We start from the raw sequence: 18,356 nt of genomic DNA, 5'->3' as shown, positions 1-18,356 counted from the left end.
CCCGTGACCGACCAGTCGCTGTTCGACGCCGTCGACGCGTACTTCGGGGTCCTCGTCCCCGAGGACGTCGCGCTCGTCGAGACCCGGGCCGCAGCCGTCGAGGCCGGCCTGCCCGACATCGCCGTCGCGCCCAACCAGGGCAAGCTGCTGCACCTGCTCGCCCAGACGGCCGGCGCGCGCCGCATCCTGGAGATCGGCACGCTCGGGGGCTACAGCACCCTCTGGCTGGCGCGTGCCCTGCCCCGCGGCGGCGTCCTGACGACGCTCGAGATCGACCCCGTGCACGCGCGGGTGGCGGCCGACTCGCTCGAGCAGGCCGGGGTGGGTGACCTCGTCGAGGTGCTCGTCGGGCCCGCCGTCGACACGCTCGACCGGCTCGTCGCCGAGGACACCGAGCCGTTCGACCTCGTCTTCATCGACGCGGACAAGCAGAACATCGCGCGCTACACCGAGCAGGCGCTCGCCCTGTCCCGCGCGGGCACGCTCATCGTCGTCGACAACGTGGTGCGGGCCGGCGGCGTCGTCGACGCGTCACACCCGGACGACCGCGTGCAGGGCGTCCGCCGCATGGTCGACCTGCTCACCGACCACCCGCGGCTCGACGCGACCGTCGTGCAGACCGTGGGCAGCAAGGGGCACGACGGGTTCGCGCTCCTGAGGGTGCGGGACTAGCTAGCGCCCGCGGCGCGCCCGCAGGTTCGACAGGGCCTCGTCGAGGATCGCGGCGCCGTCCTCCTCGGACCGCCGCTCCTTCACGTAGGCCAGGTGCGTCTTGTACGGCTCGTTGCGCGACGGCGACGGCGGGTTGTCCTGGTCCTGCCCGGCGGGGTACCCGCAGCGAGGGCAGTCCCAGGTCACGGGCGCCTCGTCAGCGATCTCCTCGGAGAAGCTGGGGCGTGTCTCGTGCCCGTTGGCGCACCAGTAGGAGATCCAGATGCGCGGGGCGGCGTCGCCCCGCTCGGCCTCTCCCATGGGGCCCGCGCCGACGCGAGACCCCCGGATCGCACTCCCGCTCGCCATCGCCGATGCCTCAGACCGTGGTCTCGATGAGGCCGAGCAGGACGATGATCGCGGCCCACAGCACCGCGGTGCCGATGGTGATGCGGTTCAGGTTGCGCTCCGCGACGCCCGAGCTGCCCGCGCTGCTGGTGATGCCACCGCCGAACATGTCCGAGAGGCCACCGCCCTTGCCCTTGTGCAGCAGGACGAGCGGGATGAGCAGCAGGCTGGTCAGCACCAGGAGCACCTGCAGCGAGATCTTCAAGGCGGTCACGGCGGTGTCAGTTCCTCACTGGTGCGGGAGCCGCTGGTCGACGAGACCTGCGACGTTGCTGTTCTTCGACCTGCGTACTGGTGGAGCGGGGTCCAGGGTAGGCGACGACGGGGCGAATAAGCCACACCGTCCGCCACCGGCGGGTCCGGCGCCGCCCTTTCGGGTGACGCCGGACCGTCCGAGGGTCTCGCCTGCGGTCAGAGACCCACGGCGTGGGACTGGTACCGCGCGATCTTGGCGAACTCCTCGGGGTCGAGGCTCGCGCCGCCGACGAGCGCACCGTCCACGTCGGGCTTGGCCATGATCGACGCGACGTTGGACGACTTCACCGAGCCGCCGTAGAGCACGCGGACCGCGTCGGCGGTCGCCTGGTCGTAGAGCTCGACGAGGCGGCCACGGATGGCCGCGGCCATCTCCTGGGCGTCCTCGGGCGTCGCCGTCTCGCCGGTGCCGATGGCCCACACGGGCTCGTACGCGACGACGATCGTCTTGGCCTGCTCGGCCGAGATGCCATCGAGCGCACCCTCGAGCTGCAGCAGCGTGTGCTGCACGTGCGCGGCGGCGCGACGGGTCTCGACGTCCTCACCGACGCACAGGATCGGCAGCACGCCCTCGCCGAGTGCGGACTTGATCTTGGCGTTGACCAGGGCGTCCGACTCGTTGTGGTGCTCGCGACGCTCCGAGTGGCCGATGGCCACGTAGGTGACGCCCAGCTTCGCCAGGAACACCGGCGAGATCTCGCCCGTGTAGGCGCCCGAGCTGTGGGCCGACACGTCCTGCGCGCCGTAGACGATCTCGAGCTTGTCGGCGTCGACGAGCGTCTGGACGCTGCGCAGGTCGGTGAACGGGGGCAGCACGGCGACCTCGACGGCCGAGAAGTCGTGCTTCGCGTCCTTGAGGGTCCACGCCAGCTTCTGCAGCGTCTGGATCGCCTGCTGGTGATCCAGGTTCATCTTCCAGTTGCCCGCCATCAGGGGGGTACGGGTGCTCATGCTCAGTCCTCCAGAACTGCGATGCCGGGCAGGGTCTTGCCCTCGAGGTACTCCAGGCTGGCGCCGCCGCCGGTGGAGATGTGGCCGAACGTGGCCTCGTCGAACCCGAGGATGCGCACGGCCGCGGCCGAGTCACCGCCGCCGACGATCGTGAAGCCACCGTGGGCGCCCGCGTCGACGAGCGCCTGCGCGACGGCCTTGGTGCCGCCCGCGAAGGCCTCGAACTCGAACACGCCCGCCGGGCCGTTCCAGACGACGGTCTTGGCGTCGGTGATCTTGCTCGCGAACAGCGCCTCGGACTCGGGACCGATGTCCAGGCCGATCTTGCCGTCAGGGATCGCGTCGGCGGCGACCACGCTCGACGGCGAGTCCGCCGCGAACGTGTCGGCCACGCGGATGTCGACGGGCAGGACGATCTCGACGCCGGCGGCCTCCGCCTGCGCGAGGTAGCCCTTGACCGTGTCGATCTGGTCGGCCTCGAGCAGCGAGCTGCCGACCGAGTGCCCCTTGGCGGCGAGGAACGTGAACAGCATGCCGCCGCCGATGACGAGACGGTCCGCCTTCGTCAGCAGGTTGGCGATCACGCCGAGCTTGTCGGAGACCTTCGAGCCACCGAGCACGACGACGTACGGGCGCTCGGGGTTCTCCGTGGCCTTCTTGAGCGACTCGACCTCGTTGAGGACCAGCTTGCCCACCGCGTGGGGCAGCACGAGCGCGACGTCGTAGACCGACGCCTGCTTGCGGTGCACGACGCCGAAGCCGTCCGAGACGAACACGTCCGCGAGCTGCGCCAGATCGGCGGCCAGCGCGGCGCGCTCGGCGTCGTCCTTGCTCGTCTCGCGCGGGTCGAACCGGATGTTCTCGAGCAGGGCGATCTGGCCGTCCTGCAGGGCCGCGACGGTCTCCTTGGCGGAGTCGCCGACCGTGTCCTTGGCCAGCGTGACGTCCTGCCCGAGCAGCTCGCCGAGACGCTTCGCGACGGGCGCGAGCGAGTACTTGTCCTCGGGCGCGCCCTTGGGGCGGCCCAGGTGCGCGGCGACGACGACGCGGGCACCGGCGCCGAGCAGCGCCTGCAGCGTCGGCAGGGCGGCGCGGACGCGGCCGTCGTCGGTGATCGTCGTGCCGTCGAGCGGCACGTTGAAGTCGGAGCGGACGAGCACGCGCTTGCCGCGCAGGTCGCCGAGGTCCTCGATGGTCTTCATGGTCTCCTACCTGGTGAAAGGGGGCTCACACGACAGCGTCCGCGTGCGCCGAGGCCGGTGGCCGGGGCGCACGCGGACGCATATCCGTGCAGTTTCAGGGGAACGTCAGAGACGGTCGCCCACGTACTTCGTCAGCGCGACGAGGCTGTTCGAGTAGCCCCACTCGTTGTCGTACCAGGCGATGATCTTGACCAGGTCGCCGCTCACCTTGGTGAGCTTGGAGTCGAAGATGCTCTGGTGCGGGTTCGTGACGATGTCGCTCGAGACGATCTCGTCCTCGACGTACTCGAGGATGCCCTTGAGCGGGCCCTCGGCGGCGGCCTTGACCGCGGCGTTGACCTCGTCGACCGTGACCTCGCGCGAGGCGGTGAAGGTCAGGTCGGTGGCCGAGCCGGTGATCGTCGGCACGCGGAGCGCGAAGCCGTCGAGCTTGCCCTTGAGCTCCGGGAGCACGAGCGCGACGGCCTTGGCGGCGCCGGTCGAGGTCGGGACGATGTTCTGCGCGGCGGCGCGGGCACGACGGAGGTCCTTGTGGGGGCCGTCCTGCAGGTTCTGGTCGCCCGTGTACGCGTGGATCGTCGTCATCAGGCCCTTCTCGATGCCGATGGCGTCGTTGAGGGCCTTGGCGACGGGGGCCAGGCAGTTCGTGGTGCAGGACGCGTTGGAGATGATGTGCTGCGTCGCTGCGTCGTACTGCTCGTGGTTCACGCCGACGACGAACGTGCCGTCCTCGTTCTTCGCGGGAGCCGAGATGATGACCTTCTTGGCGCCGGCGTCGATGTGGGCCTTGGCCTTGGTGGCGTCCGTGAAGAAGCCGGTCGACTCGATGACGATGTCGGCACCCAGCTCGGCCCAGGGCAGGTCGGCGGGGTTGCGCTCCTCGAGGGCGCGGATCTTCTTGCCGTCGACGACGATGTTCTCGTCGTCGAAGCTCACGCTCAGCGGGAAACGGCCCAGGACCGTGTCGTACTTGAGCAGGTGCGCGAGCGTCTTGTTGTCCGTCAGGTCGTTGACCCCGACGATCTCGATGTCAGCGCCCGAGGCCACGATGGCACGGTAGAAGTTGCGCCCGATCCGGCCGAAGCCGTTGATGCCGACCTTGATGGTCACTTGCCCTCCTCGGCAGCGCCGACGAGGTCGGCGCACACAATTGGTGGTGGGGACACGCACGCCGCTGTGCGCTCCGGTCGCCCGAGGCCGTACCTGCACCAGGTCATGCCCAGCACGTGACGGTCTTGTGACGATCGGATGACACGAGCCTATACCCGTGACGAGCGCCACTGCGTCCCGGAGGTCCCACGCAGCCCCACCGTCCACGTGGTGGGATGCGGGCTTCCTCAGAGATCCAGCAGGTCAGGGCTCAGGCCCGCCTCGGTGTCGGGGATGCCGAGCTCGGCGGCCCGCTTGTCGGCCGTCGCGAGGAGCCGCCGGATGCGCCCGGCGACCGCGTCCTTGGTCAGCGGCGGGTCCGCGAGCTTGCCCAGCTCCTCGAGCGAGGCCTCCTTGTGCGCCAGGCGTAGCTCGCCGGCCTCGCGCAGGTGCTCGGGCAGCTCCTCGGCCAGGATCTCGAACGCTCGCTCCACGCGGGCACCCGCGGCCACGGCCGCGCGGGCCGAGCGGCGCAGGTTCGCGTCGTCGAAGTTCGCGAGCCGGTTGGCGGTGCCGCGCACCTCGCGGCGCACGCGGCGCTCCTCCCAGACCAGCGTCGTGTCGTGCGCGCCGAGCCGGGTGAGCATCGCGCTGATCGCGTCGCCGTCCCGGATCACGACGCGGTCGACCCCGCGCACCTCGCGCGCCTTGGTCGCGATGCCCATCCGCCGGGCGGCGCCGACGAGCGCGAGCGCGGCCTCCGGGCCGGGGCACGTGACCTCGAGGGACGACGATCGGCCCGGCTCGGTCAGCGAGCCGTGGGCCAGGAACGCGCCGCGCCAGGCGGCCTCGGCCTCGCCGACCCCGCCGGAGACCACCTGCGGGGGCAGCCCACGCACCGGCCGGCCGCGGTTGTCCAGGAGACCGGTCTGCCGCGCGAGCGACTCGCCGTCCTTGACGACGCGCACCACGTAGTGGCTGCCGCGGCGCAGGCCACCGCCGGAGACGACGATGATCTCGCTCTCGTGGCCGTAGACCTCGAAGATCGCCTGCCGGAGCCTGCGGGCGGCGATCGCCGTGTCGAGCTCCGCCTCGATGACGATGCGGCCCGAGATGATGTGCAGGCCGCCCGCGAACCTCAGGGTCGCCGCGACCTCCGCCTTGCGGGCCGACGTCTTGTCCACCTTGAGACGAGCGAGCTCGTCCTTGACCTGTGCCGTCAACGCCATGGGCGTCATCCTGCCATTCCGCCCGCCGCCCCGGGGACGCTCAGCGCTCCCGACGTGAGACGTCACCCCACGTGGCCTCGATGACGTCGCGGTAGGCGGCCGCGAGGCGCAGGGGGTCGTGCTGGGCGCTGCCGTCGCCCCGACCGACCTGGCGCAGCAGCAGCCGGGTGCCGCTCGAGCTGCACCGGTCGGCGAGCGCGCCGATGTCCTCGACCGCGGCAGGGTCGGCCACGACGGCGTAGATGGGCAGATCAGGGGCGTGCGCGTGCAGGACCTCGAGGTAGTCCTCGGCGCGCATGCCGGCGGTCTCGCCGTCCTCCTCGGGCTCGAGGTTGAGCGTCACGACGATCCGCGCCGAGGTGCGGTGCAGCGCGTCCCGCAGCTCGGGGACCAGCAGGTGGGGCAGCACGGAGGTGTACCAGGAGCCCGGTCCGAGGACCACCCAGTCGGCGGCATCGACGGCGGCGACCGCCTCGCTGCAGGCGGGCGGGTCGGCGGGGACGAGCCGGACCTGCTCGATGTCGTCGGTCGTCTGGGCGACCGAGGTCTGGCCGCGCACGACGTCGGTCGACCCGTCGGGGCGGCGCACGTCCGCCTCGATGGACAGGGGGACGTCCGCCATCGGCAGCACGCGTCCCCGGGCGCCGAGCAGGCGGCCGACCCAGTCGAGGCCACCGACGGGGTCACCGAGCAGCTCCCACAGCGCGACGATGAGCAGGTTCCCCACCGCGTGCTGGTCCAGGTCGCCCGACGAGGAGAACCGGTGCTGGAGCACGTCGCGCCACGTGCGACCCCAGTCGGAGTCGTCGCACAGCGCGGCGAGCGCCATCCGCAGGTCGCCCGGAGGCAGCACACCGAGCTCGTCGCGCAGCCGGCCCGAGGAGCCGCCGTCGTCGGCCACCGTGACCACGGCCGTGATGCGGTCGGTCATCAGGCGCAGCGCGGACAGGCTGGACGACAGTCCGTGGCCGCCGCCCAGCGCGACGACCGCCGGGCCGCCGCCGCCCGCGCGCCCGGGGACGGGCGCGACCCTCATTCCTTGCCGAGGTCCCGCGCGGCGACCGTCACGCGATGACCTGCGTCCCGGAGCCGCCCCGCGATGGCCTCGCTGACGGCGACCGAGCGGTGCTTGCCGCCCGTGCAGCCGACCGCGATGGTCACGTAGCGCTTCTCCTCGTTGAGGTAGCCCGCGAGCACCGGTTCGAGGGCGTCGACGTACCGCTCGATGAACGTCACGGCGCCTGGCAGGCCGAGCACGTAGTCGCGCACGGGCGCGTCGCGTCCGGTCAGGTGGCGCAGCTCGGTGATCCAGTACGGGTTCGCGAGGAACCGCATGTCGACCACGTGGTCCGCGTCCAGCGGGATGCCGTACTTGAAGCCGAACGAGACGACGTTGATCCGCAGCACGTCCTCGGTGTCGCCGGCGACCGCCGAGCGGACCTCGCGTGCGAGGTCGTGCACGTTGAGGTCGGAGGTGTCGATGACCGTGTCCGCCCGCTCCCGGATGTCGGAGAGGACCGCGCGCTCCTCGGCGATGCCGTCGAGGATGCGGCCGTTGCCCTGCAGCGGGTGCGGGCGGCGGACCTGCTCGAAGCGGCGGACGAGCACCTCGTCGGACGCGTCGAGGAAGAGGATCGCGTACTCGAGGCCGGCCTCGCGCAGCCCGCCGAGCACCTGGGCCAGGTCGCGGAAGAATCCGCGGCCGCGCACGTCGATGACGGCAGCGACCCGCTGGGCACGCGTGTCGTGCGGGCCCGTGGTGAGCATGCCGACGAGGTGCGTGAGCATCTGCGCCGGGAGGTTGTCGACGACGTACCAGTCGAGGTCCTCGAGCACGGCGGCCGCCCGCGAGCGACCCGCCCCGGACATGCCGGTGATGATGAGCACCTGCGCGGGGTGCAGGCGCGGCGGCTCCGTCTCGGCGTCCAGCGCCGGGATGCCGTGCGGGACCGTGATCGGCGACGGCTCGTCAGTCATGTGTCCAGCATGCCAGCCGCGGCGGCGGCGTCCGCAGGCTCGTCGGGCGGGGGCGAGGAGTTCACCTGATCGACATCGGGCTGTGACGTCGGGCCCGCCGGGCCGCCGGCCAGTGCGGCGACCACGGCCGCGGCGGTCCGCTCCCCCATCCCCGGGACGGTCGCGATCTCCTCGGCGCTCGCCTGCTTGAGACGCTTCACCGAGCCGAAGTGCCGCAGCAGCGCGGCCTGCCGCGCCGGGCCGAGGCCGGGCACGTCGTCGAGCACGGACGCGGTCATGCCCTTGCTCCGCCGGCTGCGGTGGGCGTTGATGGCGAACCGGTGCGCCTCGTCACGGACCCGCTGGAGCAGGTACAGGCCCTCGGAGCTGCGCTGCAGGATCACCGGGTAGTCGTCGCCCGGCACCCAGACCTCCTCGAGCCGCTTGGCCAGCCCGCACAGCGCGACGTCGTCGATCCCCAGCTCGGCCAGGGCAGCCGCCGCGGCGGCGACCTGCGGCGGGCCGCCGTCGACGACGACGAGGTTGGGCGGGTAGGCGAAGCGGGTCGGCTTGCCCGTGCGCTCGTCGACGGGTCCCGAGCGGGGACGACCGTCGTCGTCCGTCCAGTCGTCCGCACCCAGCTCCAGGTCCCGCGCCTCGGCGCGGTCCGTGAGGTAGCGCCGGAACCGGCGCGTGATGACCTCGTGCATCGCGGCGGTGTCGTCGCGCGCCCCCTGCCCCTCGGGGCCACGGATGATGAACGACCTGTACTCGCTCTTGCGGGCCAGTCCGTCCTCGAACACCACCATCGACGCCGACTGGTAGGTGCCTTGGTTGTGCGAGACGTCGTAGCACTCGATCCGCAGGGGGGCCGACGGCAGGTCGAGCGCCTCCTGGATCTCCTGCAGCGCCTGGCTGCGGGTCGTCAGGTCTCCCGCCCGGCGTGTGCGGTGAAGCATGAGCGCGTGCTCGGCGTTCTTCTGCACGGTCGCGGCGAGCTCACGCTTGTCACCCCGCTGCGGCACACGGACCTGCACGCGTGCACCGCGCAGCCCCGTGAGCCACGCCTGGACCTGCTCGACGTCAGGCGGCAGGACGGGCACGAGCACCTCGCGCGGGACGTTGGCTCCCCCACCGTCGGCCTCTGCGCCGTACACCTGCTGCAGCAGGTGCTCGACCAGCTCGGCATCGTCCAGGTCTTCGACCTTCTCCACGACCCAGCCGCGCTGGCCGCGGATGCGCCCGTCCCGGACGTGGAACACCTGCACGGCGGCCTCGAGCTCGTCGCCTGACATCGCGAAGATGTCCGCGTCCGTCCCGTCCGCGAGCACGACCGCGTTCCGCTCGGTCGCGCGCTCGAGCGTCGCGATGTCGTCGCGCAGCCGTGCCGCGCGCTCGTAGTCGAGCTCGGAGGCGGCCTCCTTCATCCGGGCGGTGAGCCGCCGCGTGAAGCGTGCCGCGTCGCCGGCCATGAAGTCGCAGAAGTCCTGCGCGAGCGCCTGGTGGTCCTCGGGCGAGATGCGGCCGACGCAGGGCGCGGAGCACTTGTCGATGTAGCCCAGCAGGCACGGCCTGCCCTGCTGGGCCGCGCGCTTGAACACGCCCGACGAGCACGTGCGGACGGGGAAGACACGCAGCAGGAGGTCGACCGTCTCGCGGATCGCCCACGCGTGCGCGTACGGGCCGAAGTAGCGCGTGCCCTTGCGCTTGGCGCCGCGCATGACCTGCACGCGCGGGAACTGGTCCGCCATCGTCACGGCGAGGTAGGGGTAGGACTTGTCGTCGCGGTACTTGACGTTGAACCGCGGGTCGAACTCCTTGATCCAGGAGTACTCCAGCGCGAGCGCGGCCACCTCGGTGGGCACCACCGTCCACTCCACCGCCGCCGCCGTGGTCACCATCGTGTAGGTGCGGGGGTGCAGGTTGGCCGGGTCCTGGAAGTAGCTGCTCAGACGCTGGCGCAGGCTCTTGGCCTTGCCGACGTAGACCACGCGGCCGTGCTCGTCGCGGAAGCGGTACACGCCCGGCTCGTCGGGGATCTCGCCCGGAGCCGGGCGGTACGAAGACGGGTGAGCCATGCCGACGAGCCTAGTTCGCGCCACCGACACCGCCCGACGGCTAGCGTGGGGCGATGGGCCCCCTGCACACGTACTCCGCCGACATCTCCTGGACCGGCGCCGGCTCGCGCGGCACCGCCACCTACACGTCGTACAGCCGCGACCACGAGGTGCGGATCGGCTCCAAGCCCCCGCTCCTCGGCTCCTCGGACCCGACCTTCCGGGGCGACCCCGACCGCTTCAGCCCCGAGGAGCTGCTGGTCGCGGCCCTCGCGCAGTGCCACATGCTCTGGTTCCTGCACGTCGCCGCCACCGCCGGCGTCACGGTGCTGGGCTACGAGGACAGCGCGAAGGGCACGATGCGCGTCGAGGCCGCGGGCCACGGGCAGTTCACGGACGTCGTGCTGCGCCCCCGGGTGACGGTGGCCCACGGAGCACTCGGGCCCGACGGTGAGCCGCTGACCGACGTGGACCTCGCGCACCTGCACCACAAGGCGCACGAGCACTGCTTCATCGCGCGGTCGGTGAACTTCCCGGTCCGCCACGAGCCGTCGCCGGTGCGGGTGGCGCAGGGGCTCGCCAGCTGAGCCAGCGTGGCTCGAGCACGTAGCCCAGGCGCAGGTTGGCGCGCAGCGAACCCTCGTTGACCGCGGCGCCGCCGGTGCCGAACACCCGATGACCCTCCGCCACCAGGCTCAGGATCGACTCCGCCTTGACGGCGGTGGCGAGTCCCCGGCGGCGCGCGTCGGGGTGCGTGGCGGTGAACTCGGTCTCCACGCGGTCCGGGTGCTCGCTGACGACCGTGACGGCGCTCAGCGGTGCGTCCGGGTCGGAGTCGTACCAGTCGGCGTCGTCCGGGCCGTCGGCGACGTCCGGGTCCCCGTCCCGCCGGAACGCGCCGAACGCGGACCAGTCCTGGCGCAGGCGGCGCCCGAGGTCCTCGGGGTCGGGCACGTCGTGACCCGTGGCCGGGGTCCACGGGTAGTCGTCGGCGCAGTCCGCGTCGAGGTCAGCGATGCGAACCGCGTCCTGCGGTCCGAGCTGCTCGATCCGCCAACCGGCGCGCGCCGCCTCGTCGACCGCGCGCAGGCAGGCCTCCAGCACGGCGTCCTGCTCGACGCCGTCGGGCGGCACGTGCAGTCGCGCGCCCCACGACTCGGCGACGACACTCCACCCCGCGGCCCGCAGGACCTCGGTCTCGGGGTCGTCCTCGCGGAGCACGCGGATCTCGGGATCGACGGGCTCCGGCTCGAGGCTCTCGGGATCGAGTCGCTCGACGATGCTCACGCCGACACGCGCTCGCCCTCGGGCTCGAGCACCTCGGCCAGGAATCGTCCGGTGTGGCTCGCCTTGACCGAGGCGATGTGCTCGGGCGTCCCCTCGGCGATGACCTTGCCTCCGCCGGACCCGCCCTCGGGGCCCATGTCGATGACCCAGTCGGCGTTCTTGATCACGTCGAGGTTGTGCTCGATGACGATGACCGAGTTGCCCTTGTCGACGAGCGACTGCAGGACACCCAGGAGCTTGCGGATGTCCTCGAAGTGCAGGCCCGTCGTCGGCTCGTCGAGCACGTAGATCGTGCGACCGGTCGAGCGCTTCTGCAGCTCGCTCGCGAGCTTGACGCGCTGCGCCTCGCCGCCGGACAGCGTCGGCGCCGGTTGACCGAGCCGCACGTAGCCGAGCCCGACGTCCGTGAGCGTCTTGAGGTGACGGCTGATCGCGGGCACCGCGGCGAAGAACTCCGCGGCCTCCTCGATCGGCATGTCCAGCACGTCGGCGACCGTCTTGTTCTTGAAGTGCACCTCGAGCGTCTCGCGGTTGTAGCGCGCGCCGTGGCACACCTCGCACGGGACGTACACGTCGGGCAGGAAGTTCATCTCGATCTTGATCGTGCCGTCGCCCGAGCACGCCTCGCAGCGGCCGCCCTTGACGTTGAACGAGAACCGCCCCGGGGTGTAGCCACGGACCTTCGCCTCGGTCGTCTCGGCGAACAGGCGGCGCACGTGGTCCCAGACGCCCGTGTACGTGGCCGGGTTCGAGCGCGGCGTGCGGCCGATCGGGCCCTGGTCCACGTGCACGACCTTGTCGAGGTGGTCCAGGCCGGTGATCCGCTTGTGCCTGCCGGCGACCTGGCGAGCGCCGTTGAGCTCGTTGGCCAGCACCGTGTAGAGGATCGAGTTGACCAGCGTCGACTTGCCCGAGCCGGACACCCCGGTCACCGCGGTGAGTGTCCCGAGCGGGAACGACACGTCGATGCCCTGCAGGTTGTGCTCGCGCGCGCCCACGACCGTGAGCTGACGCTTCTTGTCGACCGGCCGACGCTCGGCCGGCATCGGGATCGAGCGGCGGCCCGAGAGGTAGGCCCCCGTCACCGACTCCGCGGAGGACAGCAGCCCGGCCAGGTCGCCCGAGTGCACGACGCGGCCACCGTGCTCACCGGCGCCCGGGCCGACGTCGACGATCCAGTCGGCCGTACGGATCGTGTCCTCGTCGTGCTCGACGACGATGAGCGTGTTGCCCAGGTCGCGCAGGCGCGTGAGCGTGTCGATGAGGCGGCGGTTGTCGCGCTGGTGCAGGCCGATCGACGGCTCGTCGAGGACGTACAGCACGCCGACCAGGCCGGAGCCGATCTGGGTCGCTAGCCGGATGCGCTGCGCCTCGCCGCCCGAGAGCGTCCCCGCCGGTCGGGTGAGCGAGAGGTAGTCGAGGCCCACGTCGAGCAGGAAGCCGAGACGGGCCTGGATCTCCTTGAGCACCTGGGTGGCGATCGCCTTCTCGCGCTCGCCGAGCTCGAGGGTGTCGAGGAAGTCGCGCGCCTCGCGGATCGGCAGCGCGCACACGTCAGCGATCGAGCGTCCGCCGATGCGGACCGCCAGGACCTCGGGCTTGAGGCGCGCACCCTCGCACACGGGGCACGGGACCTCCCGCATGAAGGCCTCGTACTTCTCCTTGCTCCACTCCGAGTCGGTCTCGTTGTGCCGCCGCTCGAGGAAGGTCATGACGCCCTCGAACCCGGTCGAGTACTGCCGCTCGCGGCCCCACCGGTTCTTGTAGCGGACCTTGACCTCGTGGTTCTGGCCGAACAGGACGGCGTCCTTGGCGCGCTGCGGCAGAGCCCGCCACGGCACGCTCGTCGAGAAGCCCATCTCCTTGGCGAGGGCGGCCAGCACGCGCTGGAAGTACTCGCTGGAGATCTGCGCCCAGGGCGCGACCGCGCCGGCGTCGAGCGAGAGCTCGTCGTCGGGGATGACGAGCTCGGGGTCCACCTCGAGGCGCGAGCCGATGCCGGAGCACTCCGGGCAGGCGCCGTACGGGGCGTTGAAGGAGAACGTGCGCGGCTCGATCTCGTCGAGCGTGAGCACGTGGTCGTTGGGGCAGGCCCGGTGCTCGGAGAACCGGCGCTCACGCTCCGGGTCGTCGACGTCCGCGTCCACGAGCTCGACGACCAGCAGGCCGCCGGCGAGGTTCAGGGCGGTCTCGACCGAGTCGGTGAGCCGGCGCTGCACGCCGTCGCGGGCGACGAGGCGGTCGACGACCACCTCGATGTCGTGCTTCAGCTTCTTCTCGAGCGTCGGGGGCGAGGTGAGCTGGACGACCTCGGTGTCCACCCGCGCACGCGAGAAGCCCTTGGCCTGGAGCTCGGTGAACAGGTCCGCGTACTCGCCCTTGCGGCCGCGCACGACCGGCGCGAGCACCTGGTACTTGGTGCCCTCGGGGAGCTCCAGCAGCTTGTCGACGATCTGCTGGGGGGTCTGCGCCGTGACCCGCTCGCCGCACACCGGGCAGTACTGCGTGCCGGCGCGCGCGTAGAGCAGCCGGAGGTAGTCGTACACCTCCGTGATCGTGCCGACGGTCGACCGCGGGTTGCGGTTGGTCGACTTCTGGTCGATCGACACCGCGGGAGACAGGCCCTCGATGAAGTCGACGTCGGGCTTGTCCATCTGCCCGAGGAACTGGCGCGCGTACGCCGACAGCGACTCGACGTACCTGCGCTGCCCCTCCGCGAAGATCGTGTCGAACGCGAGCGACGACTTGCCCGACCCCGACAGCCCCGTGAACACGATGAGCTTGTCGCGCGGGAGATCGAGGTCGACGTTGCGGAGATTGTGCTCACGGGCGCCCTGCACCACCAGACGGTCATTCACGCCAGCGAGTGTACGTTCCGCCACTGACATTCGCACAGCTGTTCGACGTGGGCGAACGTCACGCGCGTCGGCGTGCCCCGCGGTCCTCGGCGGGCGATGCTGAACCACCATGACTGCGCCGACGACGCCCCAGGCCGAGCCCGTCCCCATCGCCGACTACGCCGTGCTCGGCGACGGCCGCACAGCGGCCCTCGTCTCGTTGCGCGGGTCGGTCGACTGGCTCTGCCTGCCCGGCTTCGACTCGGCGTCCTGCTTCGCCGCGCTGCTCGGCACGCCCGAGCACGGGCGGTGGCTGCTGACCGTGCCCGACGCGACGGAGGTCACGCGCGAGTACAGCGGCGACTCCTTCGTCCTCGAGACCACGTACCGCTCCCCCACGGGCACCGCGCACGTGCGCGAGGCGATGCCGCTCGGCGACGGCCGGGCCGACCTCGTGCGCCGCATCGAGTGCACCGAGGGCGAGGTGACCGTCTGCCACGAGTGGACGGTCCGGCTCGGCTACGGCGACATCGAGCCGTGGGTCACGCACGTCACGGACGACGACGGCACCGAGGCGCTGCGCGCCATCGCCGGACCCGACGCCCTGCTGCTGCGCGGCGACAGGCTGCCGCACCCCAGCGACCACCACCACGAGGACGAGTTCACGCTCCGGGCCGGGGAGTCCGTGGAGCTTGCCCTCACCTGGATCCCGTCCTGGGCGCCGGTCCCGGAGCAGCTCACCGTGCCCGACCGGCTGGACGCCACCCGCATCGCGTGGGGGCTGTGGGCGCGGGCGAGCGACTACGAGGGGTCCTACCGCGAGGCCGTCGTCCGGTCGCTGCTCGTCCTTCGCCTGCTCACCGACAACGAGACCGGCGGGATCGTCGCGGCCCCCACGACCTCGCTGCCCGAGGAGTTCGGAGGCGGGCGGAACTGGGACTACCGGTACTGCTGGCTGCGCGACGCGGCGATGACGCTCGAGGCACTCCTGGAGCACGGCTACCGCGACGAGGCCACCGAGTGGCGCGACTGGCTGTTGCGCGCCGTCGCGGGCGACCCCTCCGACCTGCAGATCATGTACCGCGTCGACGGTGGCCGGGACCTGCCGGAGCGCGAGCTGCCCCACCTGCCCGGCTACGCCGGCTCCCGGCCCGTCCGGATCGGGAACGCCGCGGTGGGCCAGGTGCAGAACGACGTCCTCGGCGAGGTCATGTGCGCCCTCGCCGCGGCGCGCGACTGCGGCCTGGCGGACTCGGCCGACTCCTGGTCGCTGCAACGCCACCTCGTCACCGACCTGATCGGCCACTGGCGCGAACCCGACCGCGGCATCTGGGAGGTCCGGGGCGACCCGCAGCACTTCACGCACTCGAAGGTCATGGCATGGGCAGCCCTGGACCGCGCGGTGCGCGCCGTCGAGACGCACGGGCTCGAGGGCCCGGTCGACAAGTGGCGGCGCGAGCGCGACGCCATCCACGCGGACGTGCTCGCGCACGCGTGGGACGCCGAGCGCGGCACGTTCGTGCAGGCCTACGGCGTGACGCACGTCGACGCCGCGCTGCTCGCGATGGCCTCGGTGGGCTTCCTGCCGCCCGACGACCCCAGGCTGCGCTCGACCATCGACGCGATCCGCGCCGACCTCGAGATCGCTCCCGGGCTGCTCCGCCGCTACCCCACCGACCAGACCGACGACGGCGTCGGCGGCGACGAGCACGCGTTCCTGGCCTGCTCGTTCTGGCTGGCCGACGCCCTGGCCCGCACCGGCGACCCCGACGGCGCCGAGAAGGTCCTCGACGTCCTCGTCGGCCTCACCAACGACGTCGGCCTGCTCGCCGAGCAGTACGACCCCGCGGGCGGGCGCATGGCGGGCAACATGCCCCAGGCCCTCTCGCACCTCGCGCTGGTGCGCGCGGTGCACAGCCACGACGTCGCGCGGCAGGAGCAGGCATGACGTACGAAGGCGTGGTCCAGGCGGGCGGGCCGAGCGACGTCCGGGTCCTCGACGAGGTGGAGATCCGCAAGGTCTCCGTGGGCACGATGGACAACAACGCGTATCTGCTGACGTGCCGTCGCGCGGGGGCGCAGCTCCTGGTCGACGCGGCCGACGAGCCGGAGCGGCTGCTCGAGCTCGTCCGCGAGGGCTCCGGCTCCGCGCGCCTCGACACCGTCGTCACGACGCACCGGCACGCCGACCACCTGCGCGCGCTCCGGTCCGTCATCGCCGTCACGGGTGCCTCGGTCGCAGCCGGGGCCGACGACGCCGACGCCATCAGCGACGCGGCCGACGTCCCGGTCACGACGCGGCTGCAGGACGGCGACACCATCGTCGTCGGGCACCTGACTCTCGAGGTCGTCGCCCTGCGCGGCCACACGCCCGGCTCGGTCGCGCTGGTCTACCGCGAGCCGTCGGCGGTCTCCGAGCCCGACGCCGTGGCCGGTCGGGCGCACGTCTTCACGGGCGACTCGCTGTTCCCGGGCGGCGTCGGCGCGACCCGGGGCGACGCCGACGCGTTCGCCCAGCTGCTCTCCGACGTCACCGAGCGGATCTTCGACCGGCTCCCCGACGAGACGTGGGTCTACCCCGGGCACGGCCGCGACACGACGCTGGGGGCCGAGCGGCCCGCTCTCGGCGAGTGGATCACCCGTGGCTGGTGACCTCTGCCGTAGGTAGCCTCCGCCCATGCTCCTGGTGCGTTCCGATCACGACGACCTTCTCGCCGCGGCGCGCGCGGCGAGCAACGGAGCGTTCGTCGGCCCGACGGACGAGCGCGGCTGGACCACGGTCTACTCGCTCGTCGAGGACGAGATCTCCGCGGGCTTCGACACATGGGTGCACCTGGACGACGAGCGACGCGACCCGTGCCTACGCGCGCGGTCCGCCGACGTCGTGCAGGAGCTGGTGTGGTTCTGGGACGAGGAGGAGCTGTGGAAGCCCACCGGTGACGTTCCCGCGATGGCCCGGCTGCTCGTCGCACTCTTCGGCGAAGGCGCGGATCATGCGATGGTCGTCGATCTGCTGGCGGCACCGGGCGACGACGACTGGCTGATGTGGGACCTCGCCGACGTACTGCGCCTTCCCGAGCTCCAAGAGCCCGGGCCCGAGCAGGCGGTCGTCGTCGTCCGGGCCCCGCGCGAGGACCTCCTCTTGGCGGCGGCGATCGCGGGGCCGGCGCGCCTCGTGGACGTGGGGCACGGCTGGTGGGCACTGGCGCCGGAGTCTGGGAGCCTCTCGCCGGACCACGATCCGGCGTGGGACCTCGGCCATGCGGTCGCAGCGATGACGAACCGCAAGGCACCTGTCCTGTACGTCGGCCGCCGCGGTGCTGAGCACTCCGTGCACGTCGTCACCCGCCGCGAGCACCTCCCGGCCGCGGGCTGGGACCTGCGGTGGGAGCGGTCCGACGACGACTCGGGCGAGCGCTACGCCGCGCTCACGAGTCGGCTCGGGGAGGCACCCATACCCGCGCACGCTCGCGCCCTGCTGCGGCGACGTTCTGCACCCGACGGGCTTGCCCTGCTGTTCACGATGTTTGGCGTCCCGACGGAGGTCGCCTCGCTCCTGGACGACTCGGAGCGATGGTCCTACGGGGAGCTCGTGGAGCGTTCGAGCGCGCGCCGGGCGTGGTGGTCGGCTGTGCGCGACGCCTCGACGACGCACGACGATCCGGCCTCCGTACGGCGTGAGTGGTTCCGCCTCTGCGGCGGGGCGTTCGGCTTCCTCTTCGAAGGCACCGTGGCGGCCTTCCTCGTCGCGATGGCAGTCACGAACGGCGCGATGATCGACGAGGGCCCGCTGTCGACCTCGGACGTCTGGTTCCTTGCCGTGGTCACGCCGATCGCCGTCGCGTCGATGGTGTGGTGCGCGTGGGCGGCACGGCGGGCGGCAGCGCGCCTGATCATCGCGCGCCGAGACCGGACAGATGCCTAGCAGGCACGCGCGACCTCCTGGCGGCGTCGGCCACGGGCGGGCGCGGGCCGACAGCGTCAGGCGCGCCGCCGCCACCAGGGCTTCCTCGAAGCCGGCCTCGCCGCGGACGGCTTCGTCTCGGGTCGGGCTCGTCTTCCGCTGATCCGATGGGCCGCCGGGGACTGCGCCGCGACGCGTCCGGCCGGGTCGAGAGTGAAGAGTGCGACATCCATGTGCTGGCCGTACTGGAGCGCGAGCGCTGAGAACCCGCCCGACGCGAAGACGAACAGCTGCACGAACGTCTCGTAGCCGCGCTGCCCGACGAGCCACTGGAGGTCGGACCGCTGCACCTGAGCGCCGCTCGGCTCGAGCAGGACGAGTGTCCGCGTGGCCAGGACCGCATCGCCCGCGACATGCGCGTCGGTGTATCCGACGGTCCGCATCGCTGCCGCTACCGCGTGCGCGGTCCGCGCAAGGCTCGTCGGCCGCTCAGTCATGACGACGACGGTACTGCGGGCCCGCTCACGCGT

At 72.0% G+C, this 18,356-nt stretch carries 17 protein-coding genes; 5 read left to right on the top strand and 12 right to left on the bottom strand.

The genetic code is table 11. From position 1 onward, the window contains the following. Positions 1-3: 3 nt before the first annotated feature. On the top strand, positions 4-672 hold the full coding sequence (locus tag EDF34_RS00930) for an O-methyltransferase (RefSeq protein WP_123369516.1): 669 nt from the start codon (positions 4-6) through the stop codon (positions 670-672). On the opposite strand, the gene EDF34_RS00925 is transcribed toward EDF34_RS00930, so the two are convergent. The 9 genes from EDF34_RS00925 to uvrC form a co-directional block, all read right to left on the bottom strand. Next, a complete protein-coding gene (locus EDF34_RS00925) occupies positions 673-1,020 on the bottom strand; it encodes an RNA polymerase-binding protein RbpA (protein WP_123369515.1) in 348 nt (115 codons plus the stop codon). It lies immediately after the preceding gene. Between the two features lie 10 nt (positions 1,021-1,030). Then, positions 1,031-1,273: a preprotein translocase subunit SecG gene (gene secG / locus EDF34_RS00920; RefSeq protein WP_118765849.1), complete on the bottom strand. Its 243-nt coding sequence runs from the start codon at positions 1,271-1,273 to the stop codon at positions 1,031-1,033. Positions 1,274-1,470: 197 nt separating this feature from the next. Beyond that, positions 1,471-2,265, bottom strand: a complete 795-nt coding sequence (gene tpiA / locus EDF34_RS00915) for a triose-phosphate isomerase (protein WP_123369514.1) — start codon at positions 2,263-2,265, stop codon at positions 1,471-1,473. Between the two features lie 2 nt (positions 2,266-2,267). After that, the gene (gene pgk / locus EDF34_RS00910) at positions 2,268-3,467 is read right to left on the bottom strand and encodes a phosphoglycerate kinase (protein ID WP_123369513.1); all 1,200 of its coding nucleotides are present in this window, start codon (positions 3,465-3,467) and stop codon (positions 2,268-2,270) included. A 105-nt stretch (positions 3,468-3,572) separates the two neighbouring features. Then, positions 3,573-4,577, bottom strand: coding sequence for a type I glyceraldehyde-3-phosphate dehydrogenase (gap, locus tag EDF34_RS00905; protein WP_123369512.1), 1,005 nt, complete (start codon positions 4,575-4,577; stop codon positions 3,573-3,575). A gap of 227 nt (positions 4,578-4,804) precedes the next feature. Further along, the gene (gene whiA / locus EDF34_RS00900; RefSeq protein ID WP_123369511.1) at positions 4,805-5,785 is read right to left on the bottom strand and encodes a DNA-binding protein WhiA; all 981 of its coding nucleotides are present in this window, start codon (positions 5,783-5,785) and stop codon (positions 4,805-4,807) included. A 40-nt stretch (positions 5,786-5,825) separates the two neighbouring features. Further along, complete coding sequence (gene yvcK, locus EDF34_RS00895; RefSeq protein ID WP_123369510.1) at positions 5,826-6,821, bottom strand: uridine diphosphate-N-acetylglucosamine-binding protein YvcK; 996 nt, start codon at positions 6,819-6,821, stop codon at positions 5,826-5,828. Next, the gene (gene rapZ / locus EDF34_RS00890) at positions 6,818-7,762 is read right to left on the bottom strand and encodes an RNase adapter RapZ (protein WP_123369509.1); all 945 of its coding nucleotides are present in this window, start codon (positions 7,760-7,762) and stop codon (positions 6,818-6,820) included. The genes yvcK and rapZ overlap by 4 nt, the downstream gene beginning before the upstream one ends. After that, positions 7,759-9,819, bottom strand: a complete 2,061-nt coding sequence (uvrC, locus tag EDF34_RS00885; RefSeq protein ID WP_123369508.1) for an excinuclease ABC subunit UvrC — start codon at positions 9,817-9,819, stop codon at positions 7,759-7,761. The genes rapZ and uvrC overlap by 4 nt, the downstream gene beginning before the upstream one ends. A gap of 53 nt (positions 9,820-9,872) precedes the next feature. Here uvrC and EDF34_RS00880 point away from each other — a divergent pair, with 53 nt between their 5' ends. Continuing rightward, positions 9,873-10,385 carry an OsmC family protein gene (locus EDF34_RS00880; RefSeq protein WP_123369507.1) on the top strand — a complete coding sequence of 171 codons (513 nt, stop codon included), beginning with the start codon at positions 9,873-9,875 and terminating at the stop codon, positions 10,383-10,385. Here EDF34_RS00880 and EDF34_RS00875 read toward each other — a convergent pair. Both EDF34_RS00875 and uvrA read right to left on the bottom strand, forming a co-directional pair. Continuing rightward, positions 10,309-11,085 carry a GNAT family N-acetyltransferase gene (locus EDF34_RS00875; protein WP_123369506.1) on the bottom strand — a complete coding sequence of 259 codons (777 nt, stop codon included), beginning with the start codon at positions 11,083-11,085 and terminating at the stop codon, positions 10,309-10,311. The genes EDF34_RS00880 and EDF34_RS00875 overlap by 77 nt on opposite strands. After that, positions 11,082-13,943, bottom strand: coding sequence for an excinuclease ABC subunit UvrA (uvrA, locus tag EDF34_RS00870; protein WP_199737580.1), 2,862 nt, complete (start codon positions 13,941-13,943; stop codon positions 11,082-11,084). The genes EDF34_RS00875 and uvrA overlap by 4 nt, the downstream gene beginning before the upstream one ends. A 109-nt stretch (positions 13,944-14,052) precedes the next feature. Between uvrA and EDF34_RS00865 the strand changes: the two genes are divergently transcribed. Genes EDF34_RS00865 through EDF34_RS00855 form a run of 3 tightly spaced genes read left to right on the top strand, consistent with a single transcriptional unit; the run spans position 14,053 to position 17,847 of the window. Then, the gene (locus tag EDF34_RS00865) at positions 14,053-15,870 is read left to right on the top strand and encodes a glycoside hydrolase family 15 protein (protein ID WP_123369504.1); all 1,818 of its coding nucleotides are present in this window, start codon (positions 14,053-14,055) and stop codon (positions 15,868-15,870) included. Next, on the top strand, positions 15,867-16,574 hold the full coding sequence (locus tag EDF34_RS00860) for an MBL fold metallo-hydrolase (protein WP_123369503.1): 708 nt from the start codon (positions 15,867-15,869) through the stop codon (positions 16,572-16,574). The genes EDF34_RS00865 and EDF34_RS00860 overlap by 4 nt, the downstream gene beginning before the upstream one ends. Positions 16,575-16,599: 25 nt before the next feature. After that, positions 16,600-17,847 (top strand): hypothetical protein, encoded by a 1,248-nt coding sequence (locus tag EDF34_RS00855; protein WP_123369502.1) that lies wholly within the window; start codon positions 16,600-16,602, stop codon positions 17,845-17,847. Positions 17,848-17,903: 56 nt separating this feature from the next. Here EDF34_RS00855 and EDF34_RS00850 read toward each other — a convergent pair whose 3' ends face one another. Beyond that, complete coding sequence (locus tag EDF34_RS00850) at positions 17,904-18,323, bottom strand: hypothetical protein (RefSeq protein WP_148076545.1); 420 nt, start codon at positions 18,321-18,323, stop codon at positions 17,904-17,906. Positions 18,324-18,356 lie beyond the last annotated feature (33 nt).

This window comes from Cellulomonas sp. PhB150, from assembly GCF_003755175.1.
Classification (GTDB): domain Bacteria; phylum Actinomycetota; class Actinomycetes; order Actinomycetales; family Cellulomonadaceae; genus Cellulomonas.
This window is presented reverse-complemented; position numbering and strand designations above follow the sequence as displayed.

Bases quoted from the DNA above. Each gene is read 5' to 3' on its own strand.
- EDF34_RS00925 (WP_123369515.1), bottom strand. From the start codon at position 1,020: ATGGCGAGCGGGAGTGCGATCCGGGGGTCTCGCGTCGGCGCGGGCCCC.
- tpiA (WP_123369514.1), bottom strand. From the start codon at position 2,265: ATGAGCACCCGTACCCCCCTGATGGCGGGCAACTGGAAGATGAACCTG.
- pgk (WP_123369513.1), bottom strand. From the start codon at position 3,467: ATGAAGACCATCGAGGACCTCGGCGACCTGCGCGGCAAGCGCGTGCTC.
- whiA (WP_123369511.1), bottom strand. From the start codon at position 5,785: ATGGCGTTGACGGCACAGGTCAAGGACGAGCTCGCTCGTCTCAAGGTG.
- yvcK (WP_123369510.1), bottom strand. From the start codon at position 6,821: ATGAGGGTCGCGCCCGTCCCCGGGCGCGCGGGCGGCGGCGGCCCGGCG.
- rapZ (WP_123369509.1), bottom strand. From the start codon at position 7,762: ATGACTGACGAGCCGTCGCCGATCACGGTCCCGCACGGCATCCCGGCG.
- uvrC (WP_123369508.1), bottom strand. From the start codon at position 9,819: ATGGCTCACCCGTCTTCGTACCGCCCGGCTCCGGGCGAGATCCCCGAC.
- EDF34_RS00880 (WP_123369507.1), top strand. From the start codon at position 9,873: ATGGGCCCCCTGCACACGTACTCCGCCGACATCTCCTGGACCGGCGCC.
- EDF34_RS00865 (WP_123369504.1), top strand. From the start codon at position 14,053: ATGACTGCGCCGACGACGCCCCAGGCCGAGCCCGTCCCCATCGCCGAC.
- EDF34_RS00860 (WP_123369503.1), top strand. From the start codon at position 15,867: ATGACGTACGAAGGCGTGGTCCAGGCGGGCGGGCCGAGCGACGTCCGG.
- EDF34_RS00855 (WP_123369502.1), top strand. From the start codon at position 16,600: ATGCTCCTGGTGCGTTCCGATCACGACGACCTTCTCGCCGCGGCGCGC.
- EDF34_RS00850 (WP_148076545.1), bottom strand. From the start codon at position 18,323: ATGACTGAGCGGCCGACGAGCCTTGCGCGGACCGCGCACGCGGTAGCG.